The sequence below is a fragment of the Olleya sp. KJ81-1 genome, assembly GCF_055808135.1.
The window spans coordinates 372,716-386,730 of the sequence record NZ_CM147854.1; the positions used below are offsets into that span (position 1 = coordinate 372,716).

At 31.0% G+C, this 14,015-nt stretch carries 16 protein-coding genes, 1 tRNA gene and 1 pseudogene; 9 read left to right on the forward strand and 9 right to left on the reverse strand.

Annotation, left to right across the window (positions count from 1 at the left end; genetic code table 11):
• Positions 1 to 6 precede the first annotated feature (6 nt).
• The 7 genes and pseudogenes from AC0L3M_RS01770 to AC0L3M_RS01800 form a co-directional block, all read right to left on the reverse strand.
• Positions 7 to 537, reverse strand: coding sequence for a mechanosensitive ion channel domain-containing protein (locus tag AC0L3M_RS01770; RefSeq protein ID WP_145001150.1), 531 nt, complete (start codon positions 535 to 537; stop codon positions 7 to 9).
• A 32-nt stretch (positions 538 to 569) separates the two neighbouring features.
• Positions 570 to 1,478, reverse strand: coding sequence for a septum formation inhibitor Maf (locus AC0L3M_RS01775; RefSeq protein WP_473431615.1), 909 nt, complete (start codon positions 1,476 to 1,478; stop codon positions 570 to 572).
• 30 nt (positions 1,479 to 1,508) lie between these two features.
• Positions 1,509 to 2,102 (reverse strand): Maf family protein, encoded by a 594-nt coding sequence (locus tag AC0L3M_RS01780; protein ID WP_339809032.1) that lies wholly within the window; start codon positions 2,100 to 2,102, stop codon positions 1,509 to 1,511.
• A 3-nt stretch (positions 2,103 to 2,105) separates the two neighbouring features.
• On the reverse strand, positions 2,106 to 3,017 hold the full coding sequence (locus AC0L3M_RS01785) for a geranylgeranylglycerol-phosphate geranylgeranyltransferase (RefSeq protein WP_145001156.1): 912 nt from the start codon (positions 3,015 to 3,017) through the stop codon (positions 2,106 to 2,108).
• Between the two features lie 20 nt (positions 3,018 to 3,037).
• Positions 3,038 to 3,349, reverse strand: a complete 312-nt coding sequence (locus AC0L3M_RS01790; RefSeq protein ID WP_473431616.1) for a hypothetical protein — start codon at positions 3,347 to 3,349, stop codon at positions 3,038 to 3,040.
• Between the two features lie 6 nt (positions 3,350 to 3,355).
• Positions 3,356 to 3,886, reverse strand: a complete 531-nt coding sequence (locus AC0L3M_RS01795) for a KdsC family phosphatase (protein ID WP_473432462.1) — start codon at positions 3,884 to 3,886, stop codon at positions 3,356 to 3,358.
• 69 nt (positions 3,887 to 3,955) lie between these two features.
• Positions 3,956 to 4,633: pseudogene (locus AC0L3M_RS01800) on the reverse strand (Rossmann-like and DUF2520 domain-containing protein); the annotation flags it as partial.
• A 59-nt stretch (positions 4,634 to 4,692) separates the two neighbouring features.
• Between AC0L3M_RS01800 and AC0L3M_RS01805 the strand changes: the two are divergent.
• Both AC0L3M_RS01805 and AC0L3M_RS01810 read left to right on the forward strand, forming a co-directional pair.
• A complete protein-coding gene (locus AC0L3M_RS01805) occupies positions 4,693 to 5,103 on the forward strand; it encodes a group III truncated hemoglobin (protein WP_473431617.1) in 411 nt (136 codons plus the stop codon).
• An 85-nt stretch (positions 5,104 to 5,188) separates the two neighbouring features.
• Positions 5,189 to 8,410, forward strand: coding sequence for a cytochrome c biogenesis protein (locus AC0L3M_RS01810; RefSeq protein ID WP_473431618.1), 3,222 nt, complete (start codon positions 5,189 to 5,191; stop codon positions 8,408 to 8,410).
• A 78-nt stretch (positions 8,411 to 8,488) separates the two neighbouring features.
• On the opposite strand, the gene AC0L3M_RS01815 is transcribed toward AC0L3M_RS01810, so the two are convergent.
• Positions 8,489 to 9,331: a hypothetical protein gene (locus AC0L3M_RS01815; RefSeq protein WP_473431619.1), complete on the reverse strand. Its 843-nt coding sequence runs from the start codon at positions 9,329 to 9,331 to the stop codon at positions 8,489 to 8,491.
• A 241-nt stretch (positions 9,332 to 9,572) separates the two neighbouring features.
• Here AC0L3M_RS01815 and AC0L3M_RS01820 point away from each other — a divergent pair, with 241 nt between their 5' ends.
• The 3 genes from AC0L3M_RS01820 to AC0L3M_RS01830 all read left to right on the forward strand — a co-directional run bounded on the left by AC0L3M_RS01820 (position 9,573) and on the right by AC0L3M_RS01830 (position 10,468).
• Positions 9,573 to 9,761 carry a hypothetical protein gene (locus AC0L3M_RS01820; protein WP_292949452.1) on the forward strand — a complete coding sequence of 63 codons (189 nt, stop codon included), beginning with the start codon at positions 9,573 to 9,575 and terminating at the stop codon, positions 9,759 to 9,761.
• A 107-nt stretch (positions 9,762 to 9,868) separates the two neighbouring features.
• On the forward strand, positions 9,869 to 10,315 hold the full coding sequence (gene mscL / locus AC0L3M_RS01825; RefSeq protein ID WP_473431620.1) for a large conductance mechanosensitive channel protein MscL: 447 nt from the start codon (positions 9,869 to 9,871) through the stop codon (positions 10,313 to 10,315).
• Positions 10,316 to 10,318: 3 nt separating this feature from the next.
• Positions 10,319 to 10,468 carry a hypothetical protein gene (locus tag AC0L3M_RS01830; protein ID WP_186439172.1) on the forward strand — a complete coding sequence of 50 codons (150 nt, stop codon included), beginning with the start codon at positions 10,319 to 10,321 and terminating at the stop codon, positions 10,466 to 10,468.
• Between the two features lie 30 nt (positions 10,469 to 10,498).
• Here the strand turns inward: AC0L3M_RS01830 and AC0L3M_RS01835 are convergent, their stop codons facing one another.
• Positions 10,499 to 10,870, reverse strand: a complete 372-nt coding sequence (locus tag AC0L3M_RS01835) for a hypothetical protein (RefSeq protein ID WP_473431621.1) — start codon at positions 10,868 to 10,870, stop codon at positions 10,499 to 10,501.
• 139 nt (positions 10,871 to 11,009) lie between these two features.
• Between AC0L3M_RS01835 and AC0L3M_RS01840 the strand changes: the two genes are divergently transcribed.
• The 4 genes from AC0L3M_RS01840 (at position 11,010) to AC0L3M_RS01855 (ending at position 13,960) form a co-directional block, all read left to right on the forward strand.
• On the forward strand, positions 11,010 to 12,164 hold the full coding sequence (locus AC0L3M_RS01840; protein ID WP_473431622.1) for a trans-sulfuration enzyme family protein: 1,155 nt from the start codon (positions 11,010 to 11,012) through the stop codon (positions 12,162 to 12,164).
• A gap of 30 nt (positions 12,165 to 12,194) precedes the next feature.
• Positions 12,195 to 13,088, forward strand: coding sequence for a 23S rRNA (adenine(1618)-N(6))-methyltransferase RlmF (gene rlmF / locus AC0L3M_RS01845; RefSeq protein WP_473431623.1), 894 nt, complete (start codon positions 12,195 to 12,197; stop codon positions 13,086 to 13,088).
• A gap of 3 nt (positions 13,089 to 13,091) precedes the next feature.
• Positions 13,092 to 13,808: a bacillithiol biosynthesis deacetylase BshB1 gene (bshB1, locus tag AC0L3M_RS01850; protein WP_473431624.1), complete on the forward strand. Its 717-nt coding sequence runs from the start codon at positions 13,092 to 13,094 to the stop codon at positions 13,806 to 13,808.
• Between the two features lie 76 nt (positions 13,809 to 13,884).
• Positions 13,885 to 13,960, forward strand: a tRNA-His gene (locus tag AC0L3M_RS01855).
• Positions 13,961 to 14,015 lie beyond the last annotated feature (55 nt).

Genomic DNA, 14,015 nt, shown 5'->3' on the forward strand with positions numbered 1-14,015 from the left:
TTACGATTAATGCATATCTCCAAAATCTTCGATTGCATCCTTTTGTACTAAAGTTACTGCTTTTTGTAGAATTAAGTTGTTTGGATAGGTAACTAAATCTCCATTATCCTGTCTTAAATGTAACTGAAAGGCTCTAATATCTTCTATAATAGCTTCAATAGGAGCGTCTTTATCATGTATTTTAATTTTGTCTCCAACTTTATATGGAAATGAAAAAAACATGATTATTCCTGAAGTTATATTACTTAAAATAGACCAAATAGCAAATAGTGCAATACCTATAACTGCAAATACAGATGAAAAAATAACAGCAAGGTCTTTAAATTCAGCTCCAAAAATATAAGCTATAAATAAGATGAATATTAAAAATAGAGTGACTGTTGTATATCGAGAAATTAGTCCGATTCTAGCATCATTAATACCACTTTGTTGACCTATTTTTTTTATAAAAATTTTAAGGACATATCTGATAATAAGAAAGATGACTAATACTACTGACGAGGTGATTAACTCGGATAGAATATTGTCTAAAAACATATGCAAATTTTATTAATTGGTAAAGATAGGTTTTATTCTAACCCTAGTGTTTTTCTTAACTCTAAATCGGTGTTACTTTTTTTGTTCCAATAGTCCGATTGTAGTGTTTTTATTTTAGTTGCTTTAGTTAGATTTCCATTTTGCACTTCTTCCCAACTTTGTATATCGAATGGAAAATTTGGATTGTAATTTATTGTTAGCTTACGGTCTAAATCTTTAATGGTAAGCGTGTATTGTCCTGGCTTGTTTTCCGCGAAAGCGTTATAGGCTTTTAAAGGTGTGTGATTAAGTCTTGTATATTCCAAACTTGGTATAATATTGATGTTTCCGGTAGGTAAACTAGTTGGATCAATGCGTAGTTGCGTCCAAAGTTGATTTTCTAAACTGTTTTTTTCTAAGTTGAAGTTTTGATCTGCTTCTCCCTGAAAATAGGAGTGAGAGGTAACTTGAAATTGCTCGCGATTATTAAGTTGTGTGTAGACGTGTCCACACCATTCTTGTACTGAAGCATTAACTTTTAAAGCGTGTTGGTTATTTGAAACAGGGTAAAACGTGCTTTGCATAATGCTGTACGGATAAATCCCTGTATTAAATTTTTTAGTAGCATTTAGCTTTAACACATTTATGTTTGATGGATTGCTTTGGTCTGCTTTTACTTGGTCGTTTTCCAAAAAAGGTTCGGTTACAAAAACAAGAACAGCTGTTCCTTTTCTAATTTCGCCATATCTAGATTGCTCTAGTTGGTAAGATGTAATTTCGGCTTGTCCAGAATACCAATAGTCATTAAACTGTTTGTTAGTTTTAAAGGCTGGTAATTTTGCTTTTTTTGCAACGGATTCAACTTGATTATAAGTTGTTTTTGTATCTGTTTTAGGTTGCTTTTTACAGCCTAAAATTAAGAAAGCACTAAATATAAATAAGGATGATTTTAAAAATTGCATAGCTAATTATTTAGCTATAAAAATACAACTCTAAAACTCCTCTGCAATAGTATTTAACGTTTCGTAAACAAGATGTGTTGGCATACCAACCACATTAAAAAACGAGCCTTGTATGCTTGTTACACCTATTTGTCCAATCCATTCTTGGATACCATAGGCACCAGCTTTGTCTAATGGTGCATAGGTTTTAATGTAATGCCAAAGCTCTTCTTCTGTAAAGGCTTTAAAAGTAACTTTAGTTGTAGCGTTAACTGTTTTTTGGAATTTTTTTGTGCGTATACAAACCGAAGTAATAACCTCATGCGTCTCATCACTTAGTGAGCTAAGCATTTCAAAAGCTTCGTCGCTAGATTTTGGTTTGCCTAACGCTTTACTTTTGTGCCAAACAATAGTGTCACTGGTTACTAGTATTTCATGATCTTTTAGTTCTTCCATAAAAGGAAGCGATTTTAATTCGGCTAGATAATCGCTTATTTGATAATGCAATAAATGATGCGGATAGACTTCTTTAGTTTTTTTTAAACGGACTTCAAAGTCTAAACCTAAATCCCTAAAAAACTGTTGTCTTCTTGGAGATCCTGAAGCTAGTATGATGTGTCTGTCTTTAAGTTTTTCCTTTAGCATAATTTATTTTAATATAAATAAGTAAACAATCATGGATAGCATTCCGCTAAGCATAACTAATTTAAGTAGATTGCTTATTGTTTTGAATTGTGCTTTAGTTTCTGCCGAAAATAACTTGATACTTATATAAACCAAAGGACCAATTACAGCGATAATAAAATAGGCAACCGCAACTTGCCTCATGTAAAGGTAATTAGCTAAATAGTAAATAAGTAATAAGATTAAAAATACAGTTAATCCAAATGCTATGTAACGTGCACGATTTTTGCCTAATACAATAGGTAGGGTTTTAAATTGCATTTTATAATCACCATCTACATCTTGAATATCTTTAACTATTTCTCTGGCTAACGAGATTATAAAAGCAAAAACTGCATAATCAAATAACACCTCAAACATTGAGGATTGTATAAATTGATTTTGAGTGTTTATGGCTGGAAGTAACTCGAATATACCAACAATGACCAAGCTTAATCCTACCAAAACGCTAATAATAATGTTACCTACTAATACAATTTGTTGTAAAAAAGTAGCGTAGATGTAAAGTAGTGCTGCAATAATAACAAAGATTGCAAAAAACGTACTATGGTTAATAACATTAGATAGGTAAAAGCCTAAAATAACACCTATAACGGTAAAGCCCATATAATACATGTAGGCTTTGTCTTCTGGTATGTGCTTGCCAATAATTAATTTGTTTGGTTTGTTAATGCTGTCTGCTTCGACATCATAAATATCATTTATAATGTAGCCACCAGCAGCTATAGTTAAGGTAGATATTACTAATAAAGCAAACTCAAAAGCAGTTAATGTGGTATTGACGCCAAAAGCCGGAAACATAGCGTATTTAATTAATATTTGTACTAAAGCAATTAGTAGTAAATTTTTAAATCGAATAAGTTGAAGTAGTTTCAATGTGTTAATTTTCAGGTTGTTTAAGATAATAGTCCTTTTAGCATTGCGAATGCTAAAACAACAATCAAAATTAAGAAGAAAGTGGTCAAAAAAACAACAATTATATTTTTTTGTTTGGCCTGTTTTCTAATTTTATTTTTAATCTGTTGTTTCTCTGCTTCAGAAAGTAATGTTGCAGTAAAGTCCGTTTTAAATTGTTTATGACTTGCTGTGTTTAATTGTTTTTTTATGTTGGAAAACAAAGCTTTTGGATGTTGATTAAATACGGATGCTTGGTTACCAGAACCAATATATCCAAAACCTGTATTATGTCTCCTTTTATTACGTTTCAATAGGTGTTAAAAGGTTTGTGCGTCAAAATCACTATCCCATTTGTTTTGTACTTTCATAACTTGCTCAATCACGTCACGTACACAACCTTCACCTCCTAATTTATGAGAGATATATTTTGATACGCGTTTAACTTCTGGGACAGCATCTTGTGGGCAACTAGGCATACCTACTAATTTTAAAACAGGTACGTCCGGAATGTCGTCTCCCATATATAGCACGTTTTCTGCTTTTATCTGGTTGTCGTTTAAATAGGCTTGAAATTGCACTATTTTTTGATGTGCACCTAAATAGACATCTTTTATACCTAAATGATTTAATCGTGTACGTACACCTTCGTTAGTACCACCAGAAATAATACAAACATTATAGCCATGATTTAACGCTTGCTTCATGGCATAACCATCCTTAACATTCATATGTCTTATCATTTCGCCTGATGTCGTGATAGTAATCATTCCGTTAGTTAAAACACCATCTACGTCAAAAATAAAGGTAGTGATTTGGTGTAGGTATTCTTTGTAACTTTTATCGTCCATGGGTTTTTTTATCGATTCTGTCATTAATTTATAGATGTCCTCTTGATGTGGATTATCTAATAATTTTAAATGTCTTTTTATTGTTTTTTTATCATTACGTTTTGCAGGTCCTGTTTGTGCCATGTAAGGTGACACTTCTTGTACTTTTCTGGCAGTCTCTGTGATTAATGGTTTTAAAATGTCAAATTCGGCACCATGTTTTTCGGTAATTTCATGTGCAATTCTGTAAATTTGATTAGTAAAATTATTAACAAATACAGCAGCCAAATGTAAAGCAGGTCTTTGTTTAGGGTTAACTTTGTAGGTAATACAACCTAAGCTTTGACCTAGGGTTTCTAATATTTTAAAATCTTTTTTTCGAAGTGTTTCAATGCAGATTGGTACTGTAGCAAAATCCAAATCAACACCTTTGCTAAATGTTTGCAAAGGATAAAAAACACCTCTGTAATGTTTCATGTCAATATCATACAAGCTAGCGCTTCCAGAAGTATGTACCACTAATCTTTTATCAAAAGGTAAGGATGTACTTAAGGCTTCAATAGCATCATCGCTAACAGCAATTAAATAGACGTCTGCATCTACTAAATTAGCGATGTTATCTGTAATATTTACTTCGTTTTTATAAGCGTCAATAGCTTTTTTACTTCTATTGTACCATTGTACAACCTCAATATTTGAAGCGTTTTTAAACCCTTTATATAGGTGTGTGGCTACATTTCCTGCGCCAAGCAAAACTATTTTAATCATGGTGCTAAAATACTAAGAAAATAAAGATATGAAAGGACAAAAAGGTATCTTTGTTTATCATGAAACAAAAAGAAATTACTAACAGAGACGATGTTAAACTTTTAGTAGATCAATTTTATATAAAAGTTAGAGCAGATACTACTTTAGGTCCTATTTTTAATGCGCTTATTACGGATTGGGACTCCCATTTAGACCACTTGACTACCTTTTGGGAGACTAGTTTATTTATAGGTAAAAAATTAGAGCATAAATATGTAGGCAACCCATTAGAAGCTCATGAAAAAGTAGATAAGGCAGTAAACCATACTATTACCGAACTACATTTTGGATTGTGGTTAAATTTATGGTACGCGACGATTGATCAATTTTTTGAAGGTGAAATTGCGGATAATGTAAAACGTCGCGCTAGAAAGATGGGTACATTTATGTATTTAAAAATTTTTGAGGCAAGACAAAACCTAAAACAGTAATTTTAACACAAGATTTAGATTTTTTAGAGGATTTAAAACCAATAAAAACGATTATCTTTGCACGAGCTAAAAAAGGCCTATTATTATGCAAAATAGAATCGCCAAAATCTTGTTTTCAACACGATTAACTTCTGTATTATTTATCGTATTTGCTGTCGCTATGGCAGTTGGTACAATTTTAGACAGAAACATGGACACTTCTCCAACTCCTTACACACGAAATTTAATCTATAACGCTTGGTGGTTTGAAGCTATTATGGTGTTTTTTATTATCAATTTTGTTGGTAATATTTTTAGATTTAGATTGTTGCGTAAAGAAAAATGGGCAACCTTAATATTACACTTAGCTTTTATTTTAATTATACTAGGAGCAGGTATTACAAGATATTTTGGATTTGAAGGTATGATTGCGATTAGAGAAGGAGAGACCGAAAGTGGTTTTTTATCTCAAAAAACATACATTACAGCATACATTGATGGTGATTATATGATTGATGGTGTACCACAGCGTTTACCAGTTGAAGCTGAGGTAGATTTTTCTGGAAGAATGGAAAATAGCTTTAATTATACTGCACAATACAATAATACACCTGTTGAATTTGAATTAACTGAATATTTTTTAGGTGCTGAAGAAGATGTGGTACCTGATGACGCTGGTGAAAGTTATCTAAAAATAGTAGAAGCTAGAGGTAGTGGACCACATAATCATTTTTTAAAACAAGGAACGGTAGAAAATATCCATAATTTATTAGTCGCTTTAGACAAACCTACAGATGGAGCAGTTAATATTACCACTACAGAAAATGGTTTAATGATACAATCTCCATTTGAAGGAGAATATTTAACTATGGCAACCATGCAACAAGGTCAATTAGTTAAGGACAGTATACAACCCTTAGTTTTACGTTCTAGATATGTTATTGGAGATATGCAATTGGTGTTTCCTAAGCCAGTTGTAAAAGGAACTTTTGATATTGTAAAAAAAGCTAGTTTTTTAAAGCAAGATGAAAATGCAGTAGTATTAAATGTGTCTGCTAATGGCGAAACTAAAGAGGTTAAATTACTAGGTAGTCAATGGTCCAACAACCGTTTTAAACAAGTAAAAGTAGGAGGTTTGGATATTGCTTTAAAATATGGTTCTAAAGTTTTAGAATTACCTTTTGAAGTTAAACTAAATGATTTTATTGCAGAAAAATATCCTGGTACAGAAAATAATTATTCTTCTTACGAGAGTAAAGTGACTGTAATTGATAAGGAGCAAGGTGATTTTGATTTTCATATTTACATGAATAATATTTTAGACCACAGAGGATATCGTTTTTTTCAAGCCGATTTTGATAAAGATTTAAAAGGAACCATTTTATCTGTAAATCATGATTATTGGGGTACTTGGGTTACTTATGCAGGATACTTTTTACTATACTTTGGTATGATGGCTATCTTATTTGCTAATCACACTAGATTTAGAGATTTGCAAAATGGCTTAGAAAAAATTAAGGAGAAAAAAACAAAAATGCTAACCATTGCATTTTTAAGTTTAAGCTTATTTGGATTTGCACAAGATCAAGAGCATACTGAAAACGATGGACATGGTCACCAATCCAATACAGTTACAGAAAAGCAAAGACCTAGTAAAGCTCAAATAGATTCTATTTTAAAAGTAAATGTAGCTCCAGAAGCACATGCTAAAAAATTTGGAAGATTAGTTATTCAGGATCTTGATGGTCGTATGATGCCTATTGATACGTATGCGTCAGAGTTAGTTAGAAAATTAACTAAGCATGAAGGTTATGAGGGTTTATCATCAGATCAAGTCTTTTTAAGCATCCTAGAAAGTCCAATGTTGTGGTATAATGTCCCAATTATATACTTAGCACCTAAAAAAGCGGATTCTATTAGAGGAATTATTGGATTAGATAAAGACCAAAAATATGCTGCATTATTAGACTTTTTTGACGATAATTTTCAGTATAAATTAGATTCGTATTTAGAAGAAGCGTCTGCAGTAAAATCTCAAACAGGTGTACAAAAAGAGTTTATTGAAACCAATCAGCGTATTAATTTATTAAGTAATGCTATTGAAGGACGTTCTCTTAAGATATTTCCAGTACCAGACGATGAAAACAATACCTGGATTTCTCCTTTTGAATATAAAAATGATGGCTACAATCAAAAAATTAAAGATAGTACCTATGGTAGTTTTATAGGTTCTGGTTTTGATTGGTATTTATATACTTTAAATGAAGCTAAAAAAACAGGAGACTTTACTAAATCTGAAAAATTATTAGAAGCATTTAAAACCTCTCAACGAAAAGTTGGAACAAGCGTAATGTTAAGTGAGGATAAGATTAATGCAGAGATTTTATATAACCAATACGATGTGTTTAAAAAACTATTTAGTTGGTATATGTATGCAGGAACGTTGCTATTTATCTTACTTATTTGGCAAATCTTTAAAAGTAGCAATAAGTGGTTAGCTAAAAGTGTTACCATATTTAAATTTATCATATTAGGACTATTTGTTATCCATACTTTAGGCTTAATTGCTAGATGGTACATCTCTGGTCATGCACCTTGGAGTGATGCTTATGAGTCTATGATATATGTTGCTTGGGCAACTATGTTTTTTGGACTGGCTTTTGGAAGAAAAAGTGATTTAACCTTGGCATCTACAGCATTTGTAACAGCAATGATTTTAATGATTGCACACTGGAATTGGATGGATCCAGCAATTGCTAACCTACAGCCTGTATTAAATAGTTATTGGTTAATGATACATGTAGCTGTTATTGTTGCTAGTTATGGTCCATTTACATTAGGTATGATTTTAGGTATTGTGTCATTAGTTTTAATGTTGTTAACTAATAAGGACAATAAATCTAAGATGGATTTAAACATAAAAGAACTAACTATTATTAATGAAATGGCTTTAACCGTTGGTTTGGTCATGCTAACTATAGGTAATTTTCTTGGTGGACAATGGGCTAATGAAAGTTGGGGAAGATATTGGGGTTGGGACCCTAAAGAAACTTGGGCACTTATTAGTATTATGCTTTATGCATTTGTAATCCATATGCGATTAGTACCAGGATTACGTGGTAGATGGTTTTTCAACTTAATGTCCATTATAACTTTTGGAAGCATTTTAATGACCTATTTTGGAGTTAATTTTTACTTGTCAGGCTTACATAGTTATGCAAGTGGAGATCAAATAGTAAGCTTTAAATTTATTGGAATAGCGCTAGTAGGTGTCGCTATTTTAGGAGTGTTTTCATACAGGAAGTATGCTAAGTATTATAAAAAATAAACAGTATATATTATTACATAAAAAAAGACTCACTAATTATAGTGAGTCTTTTTTTGTATATTAAATTAAGTATCAGACTTAATTAGAATTTAATGCTATTTGCTTAACTATAACATCATTATCTGTTGTAATGTGTAGTATTAAGTTTTTGTCATTTGTGTTAAGCGGAATATTTATTTTGTTGTTGTTTGCCTTTTTTATGGTTTTTAAAGCTATTCCCTTATAATTATAAACAGTAATATTTTTGACTATCGCGTTATTTTCAAATTTCAAATTTAATTGGTTAGTATTTGCATCGTAGCTAAGATTTATGCTTTTTGTAGTTGCGTTGTTGTTAGGTTTTGGAGGGTTTTCATTATTTCCTAAAGCATTAAAACTATCGATGATAATATTCTCATTATTGGTGTCAATATCTAATATTTGAGGTTCTTCAAATGCAATGTAAAAACGGTCTGTGTAATCTCCAGCGTCAATAATACCAGTAAAAGGAGTGTCGTTAATATTAGTATAAGTATCAAGCAAAGCGTCATATATGTATACATTAATATCTGAATCAAAGTTTTCTAAGCTAGATAAGGTAATACTTGCTTCTCCAGATACTTCATTGTATAATCCAAAAAGATATTGACTAGTATTTTGAAATTGCCCTACACCTTGGATTACATATCTATTGGAGTCTATTAACCAATTTAAATCATTAGTAAAAGGTGAATATACAGCAGCATCGTAACCATAATCAACACCATCTGTAGCAGCATTGTCTGATGTAAAGGCTAATACAAGTTCTCTTGAGGCTCCATTTGGCGCATTGTAGTCTAATCTAATGATTTGTATTGAGTTTACGTTTGTAATTGTATTGCTGGTGTTAGCAAAAGTGAAACTTGTAATTAAAAGTAGGGTTAGTAGGGCGATTTTTTTCATAATAAGGGATATTAATCAGTTAATAGGTTAAATTCTTAGACCAATATAGTTAGACTGTTAAAAAACAACTATTAAATGCGTATTTATTCGTTTAAATGCATTTTAAAGCTGTAAATTTGATTATTTTATCGACAAAATACACTTTTATATCGTTTAAAGTGTTTGATTTTTAGTTATGAGTTATTCTTTTTGTTTTCATTTTAATATTTTATTAACTTGTTACAAATTATAAATCACATTAATGAACTACATTAAAAACTTTGGCTTAAGTAACATTTTACTACTTATTTTATGTTTAGCAATTATATTGATTGCCGAGTATTTATTTTTAAAAGGAGAGCAACTACATGGTATTTTTATTGGTTTATGGGCACCAACTCTTTTAGGTGTAATGATATATGTAAAACTTGTAAACAATGGAAGGAAATAGTATTGTATTTTGGTTTTCTATTATCGTATTTTTTTGTGTCTTTGCATGGGCTTTAGTTATGATTAGAGCATACAATAAAACAACTAAGGATTAAATAAAGTTTATAGATGAAATTTTTAAGAGAGTTTAAAGAATTTGCTGTAAAAGGCAACATGATGGATATGGCTATAGGTATAATTATAGGTGCATCCTTCAATAAAGTAATTGATGTTTTAGTTAAAAAAGTTTTTTTACCACCATTATCATTATTAACTGATGGTATAAATTTTCAGAATAAGCGCTATATTTTAAGAAATGAGATTGTAAGCAACGATGGTGTGGTTACTAGTCAAGAAGTAGCTGTATATTATGGCGAATTGTTTGAGGTTGTATTAGACTTTTTAATTGTTGGTTTAACGGTATTTATTGTTGTTAAAGCTATGAATAGGTTAAAGGATAAATCACACGACACCAAAAATAAAACAGTTAAAACACCTAAGGATATCGAGTTGTTATCAAGATTATCCGATTTAATGGAAGAGCAAAATGCGCTTTTAAAAGCTTCAAAAAAATAAGATATGCCTAAGCCTAAAGGTCAAAAAAACACAAAAAACAAAGCCAAACACTCTAAGTTAATGGCTAAAAAAATTAATAAAAAGAAAAAGGAAGAAGCCACAAGAAAGGAAAAACTTAAAGCTATTGTAAATAGTCAAATAAATAATAAATAAAAAAGAGCCAATATTAATTGGCTCTTTTTATTATAATTTGATTAAAGATTTTTCAATATTTAAATCACTTAATATTTTATTCGTAAAACTATAATGTCCTTTAGTTGTAATAATTTTAAAACGATGGTCTTTCATTCTGGTAACTACGTCTAATAGTCGCCATTTTGTTTTTAAAAGTTTTGGTTTTTCGCTTTTTAAGCCTAATTCAAAAAAATATTTTTTGGTACGCTTATAAGCTGTAATGTCAGGTGTGATAACTAAGCTGTTTTTCTTTTTAATAAAAGATTTAGGCGATTCATATCCATCTAAATCCGCTTTAATATTTTCATACCCTAAAAACTTTAAATGATTAATAGATTGTTTTAAAATGTCTTCGTGTGCTTCTTTGTCTTGTGCTATCATAATCAATAAGATACAAAAAAAGGGTAGGTTTTAGTTAAAGACTAGTTAAAGCTACTTATTAAGTTTTAATATTAGTAAGCCTAGTATTATATAGTCAATTTTAAAATCAGTAATTTAGTAGTCTTAAAGTGTTAACAAAATGAAATTAGAAAATCAAGGTTTAAATACCATTTGTACACATGTTGGTGAAGTGCCAGATGAGCAATTTAAAGGCGCAATATCTCCAATTTATTTATCATCTTCTTATCAATTTATGGATGTAGATGTTAAACGCTACCCAAGGTATTTTAATACTCCCAATCAAGAATATTTGGCCAAAAAAATTGCAGCTTTAGAACATACAGAAACAGCTATGATATTTGGTTCTGGTATGGCAGCTATCAGCCATATGTTTTTAGCGTTTTTAAAATCAGGAGATCATATTGTGGTTCAAAATACCTTATATGGAGGAACATCTAATTTTATTAGAGAAGAATTTCCTAAATTAAATATAGAGTTCACTTTTACAAATGGTTATAAAGTTGAAGACTTTGAAGCAGCAATACAACCAAATACCAAGTTGATTCATATCGAAACACCTTCAAATCCCTTACTTACCATAACAGACATTAAAGCAATTGCCAATTTAGGTAAACAAAAAAGCATTGTAACAAGTATAGATAATACGTTTGCAAGTCCAGTAAATCAAAACCCAATAGATTTTGGTATTGATTTAGTAATGCACTCGGCAACTAAATATTTTGGAGGTCATAGTGATATTTGTGCAGGAGCAGTAGCAGGAAGTAAAGATCATTTAGATAAAATCTGGAATGTATCTAAAAATTATGGAGGTAGTTTAAGCGATTTTACGGTTTGGATGTTGGAGCGTAGCATGAAAACTATGGGTTTACGTGTAAAAGCACAAACTAAAAATGCTAACAAATTAGCAAAATGGTTAGATAAACAAACATTTGTTAAACAAGTGTATTATCCAGGCTTAAAAAGTCACCCAGAACATAAGTTAGCAAAATCTCAAATGAAGGGTTTTGGAGCTATGTTGTCTTTTGAACTTATAGATAGTATAAATTCTGATCAATTCATGAAGCAATTACAGTTAATTAAAGCTTCTATGAGTTTAGCAGGTATAGAAAGCACAATGTTATCTCCAACACAAACATCACACTCGTTATTAACACCAGAACAACGTTTAGAAATTGGTATATCTGACGGACTTATTCGTTTTTCTTTAGGAATAGAAGAGGCTAAAGATTTAAAAGCAGATATAAAACAAGCAGTGGAAGCAACCATAAAATAATCAACTCATAACATTTTCAATAAAAATATTTTGCATAAAAAAAACAAACATACCGACGATTACGATTTTGATCAGCTATCATTAGTTTACACGGACTTAGAGCCTTTCATTTTTACAAATGCCAATAACAAAAAAACTATTGATTTTGCTAACCCTAAAGCAGTAAAGGCTTTAAATGCAGCATTATTAAAATCTCATTATGCTGTAGCATTTTGGGATTTTCCTGATCACTTTTTGTGTCCTCCAATTCCTGGACGTGTAGATTATATACATCACATTTCAGATTTATTAGAGCGTTCTAAATTAACAGAAAATATAACTGTTATGGACATTGGTACAGGTGCAAATTGTATTTATCCTTTATTAGGTAATGCAGCGTATGATTGGAGTTATATAGGTGTGGATAGTAATGATGACGCCTTAAAAGCTGCTCAAAATATCATTGATAAAAATAACTTACAAGACCAAATTAAACTTAAAAAACAAAATGACGATGCACGTGTGTTGACAGGTGTTTTAAGTGAAACAGATAAGGTAACAGTAACCATGTGTAATCCTCCATTTTTTAAAAATGAAGCTGATGCATTAAAGGCTACAACAAGTAAACTAAAAGGACTTGGAAAGCCCACAGACCAAATGGTCAGAAACTTTGCTGGACAAGCACATGAATTATGGTACAAAGGTGGAGAAAAAGCTTTTTTGCATAATTATTTATACGAAAGCTCTTTATTAAAAACTGCAAGTTTTTGGTACACAAGTTTAGTGTCTAACAAGGATAATGTAAAAACAATAAACCAATCACTTAAAAAGTTAGGTGCTACAGCTGTTTTAACAATAGGAATGAATATTGGAAACAAAAAAAGTAGAATTGTTGCTTGGACATTTTTAGATGAACAACAAAAAGAAGATTGGAATAAAAATTAAGTTATGAAAGTAGATATACTAGCATTTGGTGCACATCCAGACGATGTAGAGTTAGGCGCAGGAGCTACAATAGCAAAAGAGGTCGCTAACGGTAAAACTGTAGCTATCATTGACTTAACTAAAGGAGAATTAGGAACACGTGGTACAGAGTTGACCAGAAAGGCAGAAGCAGAAGAGGCTAAAAATATATTAGGAGTAGCTTACCGAGAAAATCTAGGTTTTGCAGATGGTTTTTTTGTTAACGACAAACAGCACCAACTAGAAATTATAAAAATGATACGAAAGTATCAACCAGAGATTATATTATGCAATGCAATTGATGATAGACACATTGATCATGGAAAAGGGAGTAAGTTAGTTAGTGACGCTTGTTTTTTAAGTGGTTTAATTAAAATTGAAACTATAGTTGATGGTATGCCTCAAAAACAATGGAGACCAAAGCAAGTTTACCATTACATACAATGGAAAAATATAGAACCAGATTTTGTTGTAGACGTCTCAGATTACATGGATGTTAAGATGAAAAGTGTATTAGCCTATAAAACTCAGTTTTTTGATCCTAATAGTAAAGAACCAGAAACACCTATTTCTAGCAAAAACTTTACAGATAGCGTAAAATATAGAGCAAATGATTTAGGAAGACTAATAAATGTTGATTACGCAGAAGGCTATAATGTAGAGCGTTACGTCGCTGTGGAAAGTTTATTTGATTTAAAGTGAAAAAATTTTAAAAAAAGGTTTGGAATAACTACTAAATAAATTACCTTTGCACACGCATTATTAAATGTGCACAAATGGTGGTTGTAGCTCAGCTGGTTAGAGCGTCGGTTTGTGGTACCGAAAGTCGCCGGTTCGAACCCGGTCTTCCACCCAAAAGCAAAAAGCTTCTCTAAATTTAGAGAAGCTTTTTTTGTGCTTTTTATTTTA

Bases quoted from the DNA above. Each gene is read 5' to 3' on its own strand.
- AC0L3M_RS01835 (WP_473431621.1), bottom strand. From the start codon at position 10,870: ATGATAGCACAAGACAAAGAAGCACACGAAGACATTTTAAAACAATCT.
- AC0L3M_RS01820 (WP_292949452.1), top strand. From the start codon at position 9,573: ATGAACTACATTAAAAACTTTGGCTTAAGTAACATTTTACTACTTATT.
- AC0L3M_RS01840 (WP_473431622.1), top strand. From the start codon at position 11,010: ATGAAATTAGAAAATCAAGGTTTAAATACCATTTGTACACATGTTGGT.
- AC0L3M_RS01780 (WP_339809032.1), bottom strand. From the start codon at position 2,102: ATGCTAAAGGAAAAACTTAAAGACAGACACATCATACTAGCTTCAGGA.
- AC0L3M_RS01775 (WP_473431615.1), bottom strand. From the start codon at position 1,478: ATGCAATTTTTAAAATCATCCTTATTTATATTTAGTGCTTTCTTAATT.
- bshB1 (WP_473431624.1), top strand. From the start codon at position 13,092: ATGAAAGTAGATATACTAGCATTTGGTGCACATCCAGACGATGTAGAG.
- AC0L3M_RS01770 (WP_145001150.1), bottom strand. From the start codon at position 537: ATGTTTTTAGACAATATTCTATCCGAGTTAATCACCTCGTCAGTAGTA.
- AC0L3M_RS01830 (WP_186439172.1), top strand. From the start codon at position 10,319: ATGCCTAAGCCTAAAGGTCAAAAAAACACAAAAAACAAAGCCAAACAC.
- AC0L3M_RS01810 (WP_473431618.1), top strand. From the start codon at position 5,189: ATGCAAAATAGAATCGCCAAAATCTTGTTTTCAACACGATTAACTTCT.
- AC0L3M_RS01805 (WP_473431617.1), top strand. From the start codon at position 4,693: ATGAAACAAAAAGAAATTACTAACAGAGACGATGTTAAACTTTTAGTA.
- AC0L3M_RS01815 (WP_473431619.1), bottom strand. From the start codon at position 9,331: ATGAAAAAAATCGCCCTACTAACCCTACTTTTAATTACAAGTTTCACT.
- mscL (WP_473431620.1), top strand. From the start codon at position 9,869: ATGAAATTTTTAAGAGAGTTTAAAGAATTTGCTGTAAAAGGCAACATG.
- AC0L3M_RS01795 (WP_473432462.1), bottom strand. From the start codon at position 3,886: ATGGACGATAAAAGTTACAAAGAATACCTACACCAAATCACTACCTTT.